Origin of the sequence: Rhodococcus sp. DK176, from assembly GCF_038447315.2 — a bacterium.
Classification (GTDB): Bacteria; Actinomycetota; Actinomycetes; order Mycobacteriales; family Mycobacteriaceae; genus Rhodococcus_F; species Rhodococcus_F jostii_A.
In genome coordinates, this window is the sequence record NZ_CP118324.1 from 23,631 (window position 1) to 40,768 (window position 17,138).

7 protein-coding genes are annotated in these 17,138 nt (G+C 65.8%); 3 read left to right on the forward strand and 4 right to left on the reverse strand.

Features of this window, described 5'->3' with window-relative positions:
• Positions 1-54: 54 nt before the first annotated feature.
• A complete protein-coding gene (gene mobF, locus PSR88_RS40630) occupies positions 55-4,395 on the reverse strand; it encodes a MobF family relaxase (protein WP_016885109.1) in 4,341 nt (1,446 codons plus the stop codon).
• Positions 4,396-4,629: 234 nt separating this feature from the next.
• Between mobF and PSR88_RS40635 the strand changes: the two genes are divergently transcribed.
• The 3 genes from PSR88_RS40635 to PSR88_RS40645 all read left to right on the forward strand — a co-directional run bounded on the left by PSR88_RS40635 (position 4,630) and on the right by PSR88_RS40645 (position 6,836).
• Positions 4,630-5,262 (forward strand): hypothetical protein, encoded by a 633-nt coding sequence (locus PSR88_RS40635; RefSeq protein WP_016885110.1) that lies wholly within the window; start codon positions 4,630-4,632, stop codon positions 5,260-5,262.
• A 174-nt stretch (positions 5,263-5,436) separates the two neighbouring features.
• Positions 5,437-6,006 carry an HNH endonuclease gene (locus PSR88_RS40640; protein WP_029539822.1) on the forward strand — a complete coding sequence of 190 codons (570 nt, stop codon included), beginning with the start codon at positions 5,437-5,439 and terminating at the stop codon, positions 6,004-6,006.
• A gap of 338 nt (positions 6,007-6,344) precedes the next feature.
• Positions 6,345-6,836 (forward strand): hypothetical protein, encoded by a 492-nt coding sequence (locus PSR88_RS40645; protein ID WP_157180224.1) that lies wholly within the window; start codon positions 6,345-6,347, stop codon positions 6,834-6,836.
• A gap of 13 nt (positions 6,837-6,849) precedes the next feature.
• Here the strand turns inward: PSR88_RS40645 and PSR88_RS40650 are convergent, their stop codons facing one another.
• Genes PSR88_RS40650 through PSR88_RS40660 form a run of 3 tightly spaced genes read right to left on the reverse strand, consistent with a single transcriptional unit; the run spans position 6,850 to position 17,083 of the window.
• Positions 6,850-7,812, reverse strand: a complete 963-nt coding sequence (locus PSR88_RS40650; protein WP_016885113.1) for a Fic/DOC family protein — start codon at positions 7,810-7,812, stop codon at positions 6,850-6,852.
• Positions 7,809-8,012, reverse strand: a complete 204-nt coding sequence (locus PSR88_RS40655) for a hypothetical protein (RefSeq protein WP_016885114.1) — start codon at positions 8,010-8,012, stop codon at positions 7,809-7,811. Before PSR88_RS40655 ends, PSR88_RS40650 begins: the two co-directional genes overlap by 4 nt.
• Positions 8,009-17,083 carry a helicase-related protein gene (locus tag PSR88_RS40660; RefSeq protein ID WP_016885115.1) on the reverse strand — a complete coding sequence of 3,025 codons (9,075 nt, stop codon included), beginning with the start codon at positions 17,081-17,083 and terminating at the stop codon, positions 8,009-8,011. Before PSR88_RS40660 ends, PSR88_RS40655 begins: the two co-directional genes overlap by 4 nt.
• Between the last annotated feature and the right edge of the window lie 55 nt (positions 17,084-17,138).

The window sequence follows — 17,138 nt, forward strand, 5'->3', positions numbered from 1 at the left end:
TTCTCCTCCTCGTTTCCCCCCTCGCTGGTAACGGCGAGGATGTTCAGTGCTCAGCTACAGCTCCGGGCCTCGATCGTGTTCCTCGTCGTAGGGCGGTTCCTCGTCGTAGGGCGGCGGTGGTTCCTGCTCGTAGATGGGCGGTGCTTCATGCTCGTAGATGGGCGGTTCCGGGTCGTTCTGCTGCTCGGTGACCTGTGCGTTCCGGCGCTGGGGTGCGCGAGCGCTGCTGTCGGTCCGGTGACGTTGTTCTGCCTCGATGAGCGCGAGCCGCTTCCGGTCGGTGGCGAGCAACTTTTCGAGTCGCGCGATTCGCGTCTGGAGCTGCCCGAGCACCCGCTCGTCCGTCTGCTCGGCCCGCTGACGGCGTCCGTGATTGGCGCGGTTCGCGGCCGCCGATGCTTCGATCGCACCCCATCGTCGTTCGGACGGCGCATCCGCTTCGGCGGCCTGCCGTGCGGCGCGGGCCTGTTCGATCTGTGCGGCGGTGGCGGCCGGATCGCGCTGGATCCGGTCATGGATCTCACGGGCGCGGCGCACCGCGAGGATCTTCTGCTCGTCGGCCTCGATCTCGGCGATGACCGAATTGACCGCGCCCGTGTTCGATTCGTTGGTCGCACGATCGAGTTCGTGCTTCGCCGACCCGAGCATCTCCCGTGTGTCGGAGATACGTCGGCGCGCGGCCGCGGCGGCGGTGTTCAGCTCGTCGGTGGCGTACGCCGAGTAGACACTGGCCGCCTGGCGTGGCGCGGTGATCTGCTCGATCTGCTTCTTCACTGCCTCGGTGCGGACCTCATTCAATGATGCGAACGGGTCGGCAACATCGTCGCCCACATTCCACAGAATCCGTGATACCGCGACCTCACTGGCGGCAGTGTGGAACAGGGCTTGCTTCCGCGGATCGGGGCCAGGGTCGCCGAGCGCTGCGACCCATTCCGCGCCGCCGTCGACCGCCTTCTCGATGTAGGTGTCGACGTAGGCGTGCATCTGTTCCTGGTGCTGGCGGGCGTAGGCGGCGAGAATCTTGTCCTCACCGGCCGCAGCCTCGGAGAGGAACGGAACGCGGTATCGGGCAACCGTGTCGGTACGGCGACGCGGCAGTTTTCCGGGTGCGGTTGCCTTCTCGAGCGCGTCGGCCATGACCTTGCCGGGGGTGTTCTTCTCGTCGTCGAGCTTCCCCTCCTTGCCGACCGCCCGCATCACATTGGCGGCGTCGGTGAGGAGCTTGCGGGTGTCCCAGCCGAATGTCTCTGACTGTGCGACGGTCTCGACGATCCTGTCCCAACCACCGAATGTGTGAACCCAGGTGAACTGTTTGTCGGTGAGGATTTCGTCGAGCAGGGTGGCGGTGTGTTCCTCGTACAGGGCACTGACGGCGGCGATGTAGCCGCCCTTGATCGCATCGAACGACTCGGCGTGGGCGCGCGCCTGCTCGATCATCTGGTGCGCGGTGCGCTGCGATCCGTCGCGGGCCAAGATCCCCGTGATGACCCCGAGAGCGCCGGGATGCTCCTCGGGCAGGTGCTCGAAGTCCCAGTCGGGGAGCTCGTCTTCGGCCGCGTAGGCGATGTTCTTGCTCTTGCCTCGTGTCATCGCGACGTAGAAGCCCTGTCGGTCCATCCCCGCGGAGGTGAGGACGTGGCAGGACCCGACCGTCATTCCCTGTGATCGGTGGACCGTGGCGGCATAGCCTAGTTGGACGTTCTCGGCGATGTAGTCGGAGGCGACGACAACGCGGCCGCCGCTGGCGTGGTTCTCCAGGCGCAGAGAGCCGTCGGCGCCGATCTCGACGATGGTCCACAGATCACCGTTATTGACGCGTCCGGTGCGCTTGCCCCTGTCGTCTTTCACGACGTACTTGCTGTTGTTCTTGCGGGTGACCACGACGTCACCGACTGCACCTTCGAGCCCATCGGCGAGCACGATCCCGGGCCCGGTGACGGTGCCGTTGTCCCGGTAGTACGCGGTGGCTTTCAGGTTCAGCTCGCGCACCAGGTCGTTGGTCGGGGCGACCATGAGGGTGACCTCGTCGTCTTCGACGTCGGCGACGTACGCGTTGAAAACCTTGTCGGCGAGCTCGTGGGTCATGGCCGACTTGATGCGCTTGTTCTCCTTGTACCACTCGATCGCGCTCTCGTCGCCGTCGCGGAGCCCCAGGCTTGCGGCAGCTTCGCCCTCGGTGCGGAATCGGTGGATCTTCGACAGGAACGGCGCAAAGGTGCGCTCGGCGAGATCACGCAGAACGCCGCCGGACTCCACTGAGGCCAACTGCTGGTGATCGCCGAGGAGCCGCACCACGGCCCCGGTATCCGCCGCGATTCGAGTGAGGTCGGCGAGGTTTCGCGCCGATGCCATGCCGGCCTCGTCCACCAGAAGAAGGTCGCCGGCCTCGATCCCATTCGGGACGCCGTGCTTGTCGCGGGTCAGGATGTCCGCGATGGTGCGGCCCTCGACCTCGATCTCCGATCCGAGAACTTCCGCGGCGCGGGCGGACGGGCCAAGTGCGATGACCTTGCCGTTGGTCTGCTCCCATGCGCGGGCGACCACTTTGGCGGCGGTGGTCTTTCCGGCGCCGGCGGCGCCGACGGCTACAGCGACCGTCTTCTTGGCGGTGAGGAAGTGCTCGATCATCGCGATCTGATCGGTTCCGAGATGGAACCCGTCGATCTTCGATTCCTTCGCGACTGCCTTCTCGATCTTCCGGATCTGGCGCCGGATGACACGATCCGCGACGGTCAGTTCGCTCTCGGCGTCGGCTTTGCTGCGCATGAATGACTCAGCGGCGAGGACCGACTCGGAGGTGTAGCGCATGGTAGTGCGGTCGACGGTGTGCAGCCGAACCAGGCCACCCTCGATCGTCTCGGACAGCTTGTCCGGGGCGACGTAGATCTCGGTGAACACGGGGATGCAATGGTTCTTCACGAGGGTGTCGACGGCCGCGCGGACATAGACGTCCAGGTCGAGGTCGTCGGCGAAGCTGAATGCTCTCGCTTGCCGCTGAACCTCGGCGGTGAGGCTGTAGACGGTCCAGGTTCCGACCTTGCGGGACAAGTCTTCTTCGACGTTTCGGATCAGTTCCGGGAGGTCGGCGGGGCCGAACGGAGGCCGGTTGTCGTGACCGGTCTGCGCATCTTCCACCAGCTGCCGCGGTGAGGTGTCGACGATGATTGCGCGTGCCCGCTCGTCCCACTCGGCCCGAAGTTCTGCCATCGATCGGGGCGGATTCTTCGCGTTGCGGGTGTCCAGCGTTGCCTGCTGCGCTTGCGCGAACTGGACCTTCTTCGGCGGGTTCTTGCCGTGGCGGGCGGTGTATTCGCGGGCCAGTTCTGCCTGCCGATCCACGATGGCCTGGCGGCGCGAGAACTCTTCGATCAGCGAGAGTGGGATGCCTTCGACTTCGTAGACCGGCTGCTTTCCGGTGGGGGTGTCGGCGCGTGGCGCGAAGCTCACGCCGAGGCTGCGAGCTACCAGATCCGCGACTCGGGTGTTGTATCGTTCGGACGCCGAGACGGCCGCACGGTAGAACATGCGTCCATCGATGGTGGTCCACTTACTCTCCGCGTAGACCCGGTTCAGGACCGCGCAGTGAGTGTGCAGGTTCGGGTCGCCGACTCGGTTGTCCCAGTGGTCGAATCGGGCGATGAGCAGACCCTCGGCCTTGACCATCCGAGTTCCTCCGGCGCCGCGCCGGGTGTAGGTCAGTTCGTCCTCGACGTATCCCAGTGTCTCGTCGACGGCTTGGCGGTGCGCCGCCTCGATGATCGCCTTGACGCGCGGATCGCCCAGCCCCCACAGCAGCGAGACCGACTTCATTGGGGTGAAGACGAGGTCGTAACCCGCGACCGGCTGCCGCATCTTCCGGTAGCTGTCAGCGATGAACTCTGTGACCTGTGCGTCGCTGAGCAGAGCGGCCTTGTCGCCCTTCGCCTTGTTCAGATGGCGGATGGCGACATCCCGCTTGATGGCATCCTTCGCCGCGGATTCGGGGAACTCTCCCGTTGCTCGCTTGTAGTCGTTGCAGCGGTCCACGACCTCGTGGACATATTCCTGGGAGGCGGTGAACCAGCTGAACGGCCGCCCGAGCGCCGTTGCGGCGGACCAGTCGTAGCGTTCCTGCTGCGAGGCCGTGACCGGCGGCATCGTGGCGAAAGCGTTCGGAGTTCGCGCTGCACCGAACGACGAGCGCATCGCGCTTTCGGTGACTACGTCGCCGACGGCGACTCCGGCTCGCGCCGTTGCTTTCCCGTACCAACGCCCGGGCGGGGTGCCCTTGGCGTTGTAGTAATCGATGACATCGCCCTTTTTCGACTCAGTCGCGTCGCCGGCAGCGACGTGATTCGTCAGGTACGTGTATCCATCCCCAGCTGAGAGCTTGTGGATGGTCATCATGGCCACCATTGTGCCAGGTGGCACCTTTAGTGCAAGAGGTGTGTAAAAGATGTTGGCCCTGCCGCAGGCAGGGCCTGTTCATACGGTGCCGTCAGGCACGATTTCCTCTCGCCGGAGGCGAGGGTGTTAGGTAGTTGCTCGGTCGAACTTTGGCGGTCTTGGTTCGGTTCGGGTCTATTTCACAGACTTTCGTCGCCGCGTTGCACCCGCCCCCACCCGCGGCGAGCCGATACACTTCGCTCCATGGCCACCTCATCTGAAGCGGCGGCGATCCGCTCCCGCCGACTGCACACCGTCAAGAACGTCGAAGAGAACGTCAAGGCAGCACGGCAGCGCGCACTCGAACATCAGAACCGCATCGAGAACTTGGCGAAACCGCTGAACTCGGTGTCGGAGAAGCTCGCCCGCCTCGATCGCGAAAGGGACTCGGTCGCCGCGGCGCGTGACCGTCGGATCGAGTCGTTGCAGAGCGGTCTGGAGAAGAAGATCGAGAAGCTCAAAGCCGACACCGCAGCGAAAATCGAGCAGACCAAGAAGGACACAGAGACCAAACTCGCGGAGCTTCACAACTCGCAGCGCGGATCCGAGGACGCACTGTTACTCGAGTACGCCCAAGCGATCGTGCAGTTCTCCTTCGGCGGATCGAACGCCGACCTCGCCACCGTTCTCGGTATCTCCCAGAAGGAGGCGAAGGAACTGATCGCGTCGTCGACGGCCGAACTGGAGAAGGCCGGCATCGCCGCCTCTCGACCCACCGAGGCCACGACCGCCGCGAACTCGTCGGCGCCGGCCGCAGAGCAGCCTGCGCCCGCGGCGGAAGACAAGAACGAGGCCCAGCCCGCACCGGTCGACGCGCCAGCCCTCGCCTCGGCGTGACGGCCCGGGCGGGGTCTGAAACTTTCGGAAGGCTAGACCGTGACCCTCTACGACGTGTTCCCCTGGTTGCAGCCCGTGTGGCAGGGCGCGATCGACCTGTGGCTCGAATTCTGGTGGCCGGGGCCGTTATGAGCGACATCAGTCGTACGGCAACACGCGTGTTCCGGGTGATCGGTGACTGAAGAAGTCGAGCCGGGGTTGTGGCCTGCAGAAGAATCTGAAGGCGCCAGCGCCGGCTCCGTTGACGTTCCGGCCGGCACTCGCCGGCGGCGCGCCGTCGATACGTTACTGGTTCCGAACGCGCGCACGATTGCGCTGTTCTGGTCGAAGGTCGTGAAGTCCCCGACGTGTTGGTACTGGACTGGCGCAATCAGCGCGCCGGACGGGTACGGGCGTTTCAACTACCAACGCGACAACCGCCAGCGAACGGTCCTCGCGCACCGCTTCTCGGTGGAGCTGGTGCACGGTCCGATGGACGACGGTGTGGTGTGCGAGCACAAGTGCAACGAGCCGCTCTGCGTACGTGTCCACGCGAAGCATTTGGTGCAGTCGACGTACTCGGAGAACGTCCGCTTTGCGATCGCCCTCGGTCGGCTATCCGGGCACACCCTCCTCGACGGGAACGGACGATCTCGAGTCGACCGTTCCCTCGCAATTCGTGAAGCACTGCGGTGCGGCTACAACGAAGAAGCGGTATTACGGGCGAAGACAGACCCTGGACCGGATCAGTCCACATTGTTCTAATCACTCCACGAATCGGTCGACGGCGAACAACTCGCTCAAACTGATCTCCGGTCGAGCCATGAAGTCGCTGCGCAGCTTTTGTCATCGTTACTTCATTCTTCTTCCGCCACAGCCAGTACGCGACGGGAACCTCGGGCGCTGACCTTCGCGTTCATGCCAGGGGGCCTTTCTGCCGCCGGATGCTCATACTCGGCCGCAAGCCTGAGCAAACCTATGCCTGGTACTGGTCCGAGAGCGAACAAGACATAGGCGGACCGGCTTATCGTAGGTAGCGGACCACCTTCGCGGGTACTCAAGGGATCTGTAGCTCTGCTGGAGGCGCGATCGAGGAGGGCACCATGAAGCTAGGTACGGGGTTCGTCGCAGCCATGTTCGGTATCGCCACGCTCTCAGGTTGCTCGTCGGCCGACTCTGGCGACACTTCATCCGGCCCGAACCGAGCATGGGACAACGGTATCGCCCGTGAGCCGGTGCCTGACGAAACAGATGAAGGGTTCAACGAGTCGCAGATAGCTGACTACAAGGTCGTTGGCGAGAATCCAAGAGGCAAGGTCGAGGTCATGTACGTTGCGAATACGCAGGACTTTGCGACGATGGTGGACAATGCCAAGGCGTGCGTCCAGCACTACCTGCCGAGCTTCCCTGCAGTTAACTGCTGGGTCTTTCCAACGCAAGAGGACTTCAATGTCACCGCGCCAGTATCTGAGCCGGGCGAGGTACCGGCGCGTCCCTGCTACAAAGTGTTCCTATACATCCCGCTAACCGGTGGTGACTATCCATCTGGGTACACAGATGATCAGCCGCTGCCACCTTGGTGTCCGAGCGCCTAGATTGGATCACGGACTACAACTCGTATCCCATATCGCGGGTGGGAACACGCTCATGGCCACTCGGCTTCATCGGATCCCCAGTGTTGCCGGAGAGCATCCGTCCAAGGCGGCTCGGGTGCCCTGCGGTCGCCGTTCGTACTGCACTCAGGTCGTAGGTGGGTCCCGGGGTTGTTGATTTCGCTCGGTCGTGCGGTTGTGCGGCGACGACCACAGCGGCGTCGATCGTTTCGCGTAGCAGCGTCGTCTCGCCGGTCTGCATGTACTCGAATCGTCCCCACACGAACTGCTCCCGCAGATCCCCCACCAACGAACTCTCCTGCGGAAGGTTCGCCTCGACGGGTTGGAATCGCTCGGTGTCGAACGAGTAACCGGCGTCCGCACTGAGTTGTGTGAAGAACGCGAACTGCGCCCGGGTGTTTCCTTCCCGGAACGGGTGGACGTAGTTGATCCGCGCCCACACCTTCGTCAGCTCGTCGACGAAGGTGTGGGCGTCGAGACCGCGCAAGTGTTTCTTGGCGGCCATACGATCGAGCACCGCAGTGCCGTATCCGCGGACCTCCTTGGCGGCAAAGTAGCGGTGCGCGATCTCCGGCGGATTTCGGATGCCCTGCCGGTACGCCTGCACGTCCGGGCCGAGCTTGACCATCGGCCAATCACGTGGGGCGGTGCGCAGTTCGCCGGCCCATGGGTAGACGTCCTGGAACAGGTGACGGTGGATCCGTCGTAGGTGTTGCAGGTCGTAGTTGCCGGGGATCGGCTCTCGTCTCAGCTCGGACATGCGCTTGTACGTCGCCAGCCCCTCGTACACGTCGAGGACCTCCGGGTCGGTGATGCCGTGCGGCCGATCGGCGGACACCCGAACGAGGTTGCGCATGACGGCGCCGGAGATGTCCGGGAATCCGGTGGCATCCCAGTGCACCGTCGACGGGATGAAGTAGTCGATCCACTCCTGTGAGAACGGGCGCGGCCGGGTCACTGCTCGGTCTGGGCTCGTCGGCGAAGGATCGAGTCGAGCGCATCGTCGAGCGTGATGTTCTCCTGCAGCAGTTGGACGAGGAGTTCCCTGGTCGGCTCGTCCATCGTTCGGCCCTCGATCGCCATGATCGGCGCGAGCCGGGCGTATTCGGCTCGCGCCTGCGCCTCGGTCAGACCGCGCGGTGCTTCGTCGTCGTTCATACGGCGCGCTCGCCTTCCTCGTCGATGCCGTAGCCGTGGGCGATCTCGGCTTCCGGGTGGATCGGGGTGACGCTCCCATTGTCCGCGGTGGCGGTGGCGCCGAGGACATCTCGGATCGGGCGGGCGTGTCCGCTGCTGGCGGCCTTATTGCCGTCGATGACGGACTGCTCCACGATCGTGGCGACCGGTTGGGTCGGCTCGATGATGGTGTCCGTCGACTGATCCGGTGCCGGTGTTTGGCCGCGCAGCGGGATGCCGCGTTCAAGTCTGGCTTCGTACAGCTTCTCCCGGGGCACCTCGCGTTCCTTGGCGAGCTTGTCGGCGCTCCGTTCGCCGGCGGCGAAGGCGTCGCCGCGGCGGTTGGCGGCTCCGCGATCGGTCTGCCCGGTGCCGTCCCAGGATTCCCAGTTCCACTGCCGGCCGTGCCAGTACGTGCGGGCGCCGGGCATTCCGGAGTTGGGGTCGAAGCCGTACCGCCACTCGTATTCGCTGGCGTCGACGGTTTGCCAGGGCCGCCGTGCGAGGTCCTCGGCGCGGGCTTCGGCGTTTTCTTCCCACTCCTTGCGGGCGGCGGCCATGCGCCCGGGCACGCTCGCGATCACCGCTTCTCGGGTCATCCCTTGCTCCTCCGCCCATCCTTCGGTCGGATTGAGGTCGAGCGACCATCCTCGGTACTGACCGTCGGCTCGGCGTCGTTCGGTGTCGAGCCGCTCGCGGCGTAGCGCCTCGGGTGAGTTCTCCCGCGAGTTGACCTCGAGGCTCAATTCGTGGGCCTCGAGCTTCGCCTGTTCGAGTTCGTCTTCCTGGGTGAACACCAGCTCGGGTTCGGCGGTGGCGACTTCGAGTTTGGCCTTGTCGCGTTCGAGCTGAGCTGCGAGTGCGTCGCCGCGGTTGCTGACGGCAGAGAGGTGATTTCGGGTGGACTGGATGAACCCGGTGGTGGCGCTGTCGAGTGCGACGATGTCGATCATCTTGTCGCGCTCGATGTAGCGCTCCTCCCCCGCGATGTCGATGATGTAGTTGGCGAGGGTGTGCGAGTAGCCGAGAGTGATCGGTACCCCGTTGATCGACCCGATCGGAAGGAACTTGCGTGCCTTCGTGACCTCTTCGCGAGCCTGTGCCAGCGCTTCGGTGATCGCGTCGCGGAGTTCGGGTGCCTCGCTGTCGGGCACCGCGCGGCCGGCGACGTGCCAGATGCGTTTGCTGCGGTCCGGGGTGGCGAGCCAGTCCTGGAGTTTCGCGCTCTGTTCCCTCAGTTCGGGCAGCCGGTCCGTCGCGGCCGCGATCTGCCGTTCGAGGGAGCGGATCGTGGCCTGTCGGGCGGCGTTGTTGTTGGTGACGGCGCCCCGTTGGGCTTCGAGCATGGTGACGTTCTGCTCGGCCTCGACCTGCTGGACGAACACCGGGTCGCCGGTTGCGGCGGCCTTGGTCTGCGCCCACGACAACGACAGGTCGCCGCCGACGTCCTCCATCGTCTGGGGGACGTCTTCGCGGCGCAGCTGGGCGACGAATCCGGACTTGCGGGCGACGTACTGGTACATCATCGCGTCGTAGGAACGCCGGGCCACGACGTTGATGACGCTGACCTTCTCGAAGGTGTTGCCCTGGCGGATGATGCGCCCGATCCGCTGTTCCATGTCCGCGGCCGTCCAGGCCGGATCGAGGTTGACCAGCTGCTTGAGTGCGCGCTGGACGTTGAGTCCGGTGCCGCCCTTCTTCGTCGAGGTCAGCAGGACCCGGATCCGCCCGTCGCGGCACGCCTCGGTGAGTTTGGCTTTCGCCTTGGGCGAGTTGTGGTCGTGCATGAAGGCGATTTCCTCGGGCTTCATCCCGCGTGCGATCAGGGCGTCGCGCAGTTCGGTGTAGACGTTGCGGGCGCGGCGACTGTCGCCGACCTTCGGTGTCCCGCGGTCGCAGAACACGAGCTGGAAGGCGCCGGTCATGTCCGGGCCGTATTTGTCGGCCGGAATGACCACGTCGGCGTTGTCGACGTAGGCGTTCCAGATGGCGTCGGCGGCGACCTCGACCCGAGAGTTCTCCGGGGGCGGGGACGGCAGGTTCGCCAGTCTCGGGTGCATGGCGACGTTGCGCCCGTCAGTGGAGATCTTGAGCGTGTTGTCGATGTGCATCTCATCGCCCTTGACGTTGCCCAGCCGTTCGTCCAGGTCCGCGACGAAATCGAGGACGTCATGGCCCTGGTCGAATTCGAGGATCGTGGGCGTTCCTCCCTCGATGACGGGCAGCCGAACCGGGATCTGGTCGGCGGTTACGACGTCTCGGAACTGGTCGAGCATCGCGACGAGCTGGCGCACGTTCGCGTACTCGGCCATGCGGGTGACCATCCGCAGTTTGGTTCCGGTGATGTTCATTTCGACCGCGGTGACGGGCTTGGCGAAGGTGCCGGCCCAGTTGTCGATCCGGCTCATTCCCGTCCGCACCAGCAGGTCTGGCCGCAGCATCTTGGTCATCACCCAGATCTCCGACATGGCGTTGGTGATCGGGGTGCCGGTGGCGAAGGCCATCGCCTTGGCGGGCGCGTTGGGTTTGCCGGCCCGGGCGTTGCGGTCCTGAGCTTGCTTGCGCAGGAACCGCGCCTTCATTTCCAGGTCGGTGGCCCGCTGCGACCCTTCCGCTACCGACAGGTCCGCGGAGTTCGAGGGCCTCGAGAGGTTCTTGTAGTCGTGTGCCTCGTCGATGAACATGAAGTCGCACCCGGACTGCTCGAAGCTCAGACCGTCGTCGGTGGACTTCTGCCCGACGATCGTCTCGATGCGCTTCTTCATCGCCTTGATCGCGTTCTCGATCTGTTTGACCGAGAACTCCGATCCGGATTTGGTGGCGGCCGCGAGGGCGCCCCGCAGTTCGGCTTCCTCGTTCTCGAGGTATTCGATCTGCGCCTCGCGTTTCATCCCGATCAGCCCGAACACGGACTGCGGGACGATCACCATGTCCCAGTCACCGACGGCTGTCTGCCCGATGAACCGTTGCCGGTCCTCGATCCCGTCGAGCTCGGAGGCGACGAGGATCTTCGCGTTCGGGTAGGCGTCGCGGGCCTCGTTGCCCCACTGCGAGAGCAGGTGGTTGGGGACGACGACCCACGGCTGGCGGACCTGCCCGAGTCGTTTGGCCTCCATGCAGGACACCGTCATGGTCAACGTCTTGCCGGCGCCGACGACGTGATCGAGCAGGATCGTCTCGTCGTGCAGGAACCGTTGGACGGCGGCGGCCTGGTAGTCGTACAGCTCGTATTTGGGGTTCAGCCCGGGGAACTGCTTGAACTCGGTTCCGTACTTCGGTTTGACGAACGAGTTGCACAGCTCGTTGTAGGTGGCCGCGAGTGTGACGTAGCGGTCGCCGTCCGACCACAACCATTCGGCGAACCGCTCCTGCAGCGCGGCCGCGTTCGACCGGGCCGCGGCTGTCAATTCGGGATGGAACCGCGGCTTCGGTGACCGCTCCAGTTCCTCGGCGGTCTTGAGGACCTGCACAGCCTTGTTGTTGGCGATCAGGTTGAACATCTCGACGCCGGAGAGCTGGGCGCTGCCGTACTTGTCGGTGTAGCCGCTGGTGGGGTTCTTGTGGCGGCTGTTCTGCTCGGTCTCGAAATTCCAGTTGCCGCTGACCTTGTCGAACTCGGTGGTGAGCCGGTTCGGGTTGAGGCCGAACTCCTTGATGAGGAATTCCCGGTAGTACTCCATCGGTACCCAGATCGCTCCGGGGCGGACACCGATGGCGGCCGGATCGACGTCGGGCGGGATGACCCGTTCGAGGGCTTCGACAGCCCCGCCGTACAGCTCGGGGTCCTCGGCCGCGAGCCTCTGTGCCTTGGCGTGCTTGTCGCGGACGTGCCCGGAGAGGAACGTCTCGGCGATCTCCCATTCGCCGGGGTGATCGAGGGACGGGAACATGCGCCCGCGAGCCTGGTCGATGACATCGCCGACCTCCAGGTCGAGCAACTCCCCCATCCGCTCGGGTGAGAGGTAGCCGAGTTCGTCGAAGCTGATCGCCATTGCCTCGTCGACATGGTCGGCCGTCTCGGCTCGACTCTTGAACGGGGTGGTGTCCTCGGTGAAGATCGGCGACTTGCTGGCCTCGGCGTCGGTGCCGTCGAACCGCGACGTGAAGTTCTCGATCGACAGCACCATGCCGATGCGGGGATCACGCAGGATCGCACCCTTGAGGTGGTTCTGGTTCTTCTGCGGGATCGGCTCCGTAGCGGCCTTGTCCTGCATGTCCTCGAGGACATCGTCGGGGATCGGCCCCGTGTAGGGACCGGCCTCGTCGGCGCTGAGCCCTTCCTCCCGGGCCTCGGCCTTGCCGGTCTTGATGCGCCACCGGGTGATGGCCTTGTCGAGGCGTTCGGCGATCTTGTTCTCGGTCAGCGGCGCAGGTTCTGTGAGGGTGAACCGGTTGAGCGGTCCCCACCGGTTGGTGTAGCGGTCGTAGAGGGTGCCCAACTGCACTCGCAGGGCCTCGCGTTCGGCCCGGGTGGAGTCGGTCGACCGGCTCGCCTCGGTCAGATTCATGACGGTCTCACCGAGTGCGATGAGTACCTTCCACTGCTCGGCCTTGTCCTTGCCGGTGCAGTTGACGTACGTCCACCCCTGACCGATCTTGAACTGCTCGAACTGGCCTTTGACCTCGTCGAACCGCATCGTTCCGGGTTCGACTGTGGTTGCTTCGATTCCGGTGCCGGTCAACAGGCCAGCGGCGGTGAACGGTGCGGCGGCCGTCGGCGACGGTCGGGGTGCGGTGAATCCGAGTCCGCGCTCGACGGCCCGGTCGATGATTGGGTCGAGCTGACGGCGGATCTGCTCGGCCAGCGGTGTGTGGGTGCGGGGTTCGACGATCAGATTCAGTTTGCCGTTCGGACCGTTCCCGACCGCCAGGGTGCCCAGCACCCGCTCGGGGTGCTGCTCGAAGTAGCGGTTGATCCAGTACGGCGCTGTCGGTGCGCCGCCCTGGTCCGCGCCTTGGCGATGGTCGAGCGGAATGCTCTTGACCTCGCCGGCCCACTGCACGGTCTCGGGAGATGGTTCCTGCCCGTCGGGGCGGCGCCGGAACACCAGGACGTCGGTGACGACCGCGGTCTTGGCCTGCCGGTCGAAAGCCCCGGTCGGCAGCCGCACCGCACCGATCAGGTCCGCGGTCTCGGTGATCTTCTGCCGGGCGCCCGGCCGTCTCGCGTCGGAGGTGTACGCGGAGGTCACGACCGCGACGTAGCCGCCCGGGGCAGTGAGGGCAAGAGATTTGACGATGAATTGGTTGTGCAGTGAATGGCCGTCGGCGTTATGGATCGGGTCGTAGACGCCGTCCTTGCCGAAGGGCACGTTGCCGATCGCGCCGGTGAAAGTGTCGTTTCCGGCGAAGTTCCGCTCGAATCCGTGGTTGCGGATCTGCTGCGACGGATACAGGTGATGCGCGATCTGGGCGCTGATCGGCTCGATTTCGACGCCGACCATGTTCACCCCGGCCGGGGCGGTGCCGACGAAGTACCCGGCTCCGCAGCCGGGTTCGAGCATCAGCGCGTTCTTCGGCATCCCTGCGCGTTCGACGGCACGCCAGAGTTCGTGGACCACGGCCGGATCGGTGTAGTGCGCGTTGAGGGTGGTCTCGCGGGCCTGCGCGAACCCTCGCTCGCCGAGGAGCTCGTACAACTCGTCGCGTTCGGTGCGCCAGGTATCGCGGAACCGTGCCCGGTTGTCGAATACCTCGGGGACCGCGCCCCAGCCGGACCACTGGGCGAGGACTGTCTGCTCTTCCGCCGTCGCCAGCCGCTGCTCGCGGCCGAGCTCGGTGACCAGCCGGACAGCGGCGATGTTGGCGCGGACACGGGCTTTCCCGCCGGACGGGACCAGGATGTCGGTGCCCAGCTCGAAGTCCGCGGGTGCCGCGATGGACTCTGCCGGCCGCGGGATCTCCGCGATCTCCTCGGCCTCGGCTTCCTCGCCCGCCTCGGAGTCCGCGAGCATCGACTCCAGCAGCGCCTGCCGTTGCGCCAGTTCGCCGGTGGTGGCGGTCAGCGGGTCCAGGGCGGCCAGCTCGTCCGGTGTGAGCGGGGCGGCGGCCTCGGGTGCCTGCGTGATCCCCGGCTCCGGCTCCGCGGCCGGTGCGGAGTCGGCGGGCGCGTACTGGGCGGCGGTCTCGGGGGAAACCCAGACGTGACCGCCGCTTTCCTTGCGGACCTCGATCAGGCCGCCGTTGCGCCACAGCGGACTGGTGATCGGTTCGCCGTGAACGTGATCGGGGACTACCAGCAACTCCGCGTCGGCGGTGCGAGGGGTCTGCTCAGTGGGGGCCGCCTGGTCGGCGACCCCGGGTTGTTCCGACGACGGGTCGGTTCCTTCCTCCTGGGCGGTGGTCTCCTGGTGTTCGTCGAGGACAGGCGGGCTGGCCGGCTCCGCCGCGATCTCGATCTCCTCGGCGGTGGCCTGTTCGGACTGCGTCTGAGCGTCCCGTTCGGCCTCGGTCTCGACGGTCTGAGTGGCCTCGGCCGTTTCGGACGAGGCGGCGGCGCATTTGCGCGGCAGGAGCACGCGGGCCTCGTCGATGGCCTCGCGCCAGGAATGAACCTCGCTGTAGACCTGCCCGTCCAGTTCGGCGGCCGCGGTGTCGTGGTTCTGCCTCGGCAGTCTCAGCTCGATGTAGGTGCCCTCGAGGTCACCGACGTACACGCTGTCGTTTTGGTAGATCGTCAGATCGCTGACATCGAAGGTGGCGTATGGGTCCTTCGCGTTCGTGTTCTTCCGCAGCTCGGTGATCAGCGCACGGTCCACCTCGGTCCGCAGCACCCAGTCCAGATTGAAGCCCTTCGCTTCGAGCAGGGAGACCTCGCCCGGCAGTGTGCGGCGCAGGTCGTCGAGGATGCCGCGGCGTGCTTCCTGCACGGGCCCGGTGTCGGCTGCGGCGGATCCGCTCTTCGAGTACTTCCAGAGCGGATCGCTGTGTGCGGCTGCGTGGTAGAACTCGTGCCCACGTGCGAGCATCGCGGCGGTGGACGTGACACGATCGCGTGCCTCGCGCACCGGGCGGTAGGTGCGTTCGACCCACGCCGGTATCGGGAGGCCGGCGGCTTCGAGAAGGCCACCGACGGCGACGCGGTAGTCGTCACCGCAGTTGACCTCGTTGTCGGCTCCGTTGAGGGTGTACTCCCACCCCACCGAGACGTGGCGGATTCCGGACCTCGGCTTCGATTTCAGCCGCAGTCCGTGCATGCCGCCTTGTTCGAAGTATTCGTGGCCGTCGTGGTCGTAGACGACCTGCATGTCGTCGTGGAGGTTGGGCACGATGGTGCGCCGCAGTTCGGCGGCGAGTCGCTCTTGGCCGATGCTCGCGGTGGCGTCGACGAGATCGGGACGCTCGAAGCTCAGGACATCGAAGGCGACCTCGATGGCGGCTTCGAGCTGCGGGACACGCGTCGCGGAGGGCAGACCTGCCCAGGGCGCGACGAGCGGATCGCTGCGCAGGTGCTCGCGCATCCACTGCGTCCACTCCTCGCGTACCGACTCCTCCCACGTCAGATCGTCGCGGTGCGCCTCGGTCCAGGCCTGGGTCACCGTGTCGTAGAACCCGGTGTCCCGGAGTTGGCGGGGATCGCGGACGATGAGTTGGGCGGCTGCTTGTCGGGTTGTGGATCCGTCCCGGGCGAGGTCGACGATCTTGTCGTGGACCATTCGCGCGAAAGGGTGGTGCGCCGCGAGGTCGTCGGCGAGGCGGCCGCCCACCGCGTCGATGATGTTCGGATCCGCGGCGGCCGCCGCGTACAGGAATGCCTGGTCGGCGGCCGTGACGTCGCGTTGCGCGTCGACGCAGCCCTTCCACCACTGGTTCGTCATTGCGACCCGGGCCTTTACGCCCTTGAGCCCCCGCAGGGCGGTGACGAAGGCCAGGTCGCAGTCGGGATCCGGCAGGTCCAACGGTGTGGCGGGGTCGAACTTCGCTCGGGCGCGCCGGTACCAGTCGTTTTCCGGGATGACGCCCAGGTCCAGGGCTTCCTGAACGGCCTCGAGGGTCTCGACGCGGTCGTTGAGTTCGAGGAGTTCGGCCTCGGCCTGTTCGAGACTCATCTCGTCGTCGAGATCGAGATCGGTGTCGATCTCGGTGTTCTCGTCGGCCGCCAGCACGGACTCTGCGGCGCGCTGCGCGGTTTCGAGGTAGGCCTCGCCGACCTCGCGTTCGTCGGCGTCTCGCGCGGCCACCACTGCGTCGGTGACCGCCGTGGTGATCGGGTGTTGGATCGTCTCGGGGCGGCGGGCTTCCCAGTACGCCTCGGCGGCCTTGCGGCCCAGTTCGTGCCACCGGTCGGTGCTGAGCAGAATCGTCCGGCACGCGGTGAACATCTCGTCCGAGATGTTCTGCCGGTCGCTCATCAGGTCCGCCAGCGCCACCTGGGCTTTCGTCTTGAAATGCCCCTCTGCCCAGGCGAGGAACCCGGTAGCAGTGTTCGCCGAGGACGCGGCGGAGGTATCAGCTTCGGTGTCCGGCTCGGCGAGTGCCTGCAGGATTCTGGCTTCGACCTCGGCGGTCGCGTCCAGGGGCGTAGTGACGGCCGCTGCGTCCTCGACCGGGTCGGTGCCGACCGAGGCGTCGGCGCTTGCGGCATCGATCTGCGCATTGTCGGTGGGCGCGGCCTCTGGGAACAGGGGGCCGGCGGGACGATCGCGGAACTGAACCTCTCTGAGGTTGCCGCTGAGGATGGCCGAAATCAGGTCGTGCGCTTCGCCCTTGGTGATCGTCGTGTCGACCGTGAACGGCTTCTCGACCTCACCGGCCAGCTGTTCGAGCTTACGGATCTGCGCCCGGCTGATCGTGTCGCCGCGCCAACCGGCGGCCGGGGTGCGCTCGGCTGTGGACATTTCCTGCACGAGGGCACGGGGCACCTCATGCGGATCGACGCCCAGCGCCTGAATCTGATTGCGCAGCTCACCCTCTCGGGCCGACTGGACCCGCCACTGGGTGCGGAGCCGCTCGAGCTTTCCGGTGATGCTGTGGACATTCTCGGTGTTCGCGACGATCCCGGCCTGCAGCCCCCGCTCCTGCGCGGTCGCGAGCGCCCGCTGGGCGGCCGCCAACTGCCGGATGAGCTTGGCGCCGTGCCGTTCGAGTTCGGCGACCTGCTCGCTGGCG

Bases quoted from the DNA above. Each gene is read 5' to 3' on its own strand.
- mobF (WP_016885109.1), bottom strand. From the start codon at position 4,395: ATGGTGGCCATGATGACCATCCACAAGCTCTCAGCTGGGGATGGATAC.
- PSR88_RS40655 (WP_016885114.1), bottom strand. From the start codon at position 8,012: ATGAACGACGACGAAGCACCGCGCGGTCTGACCGAGGCGCAGGCGCGA.
- PSR88_RS40645 (WP_157180224.1), top strand. From the start codon at position 6,345: ATGAAGCTAGGTACGGGGTTCGTCGCAGCCATGTTCGGTATCGCCACG.
- PSR88_RS40635 (WP_016885110.1), top strand. From the start codon at position 4,630: ATGGCCACCTCATCTGAAGCGGCGGCGATCCGCTCCCGCCGACTGCAC.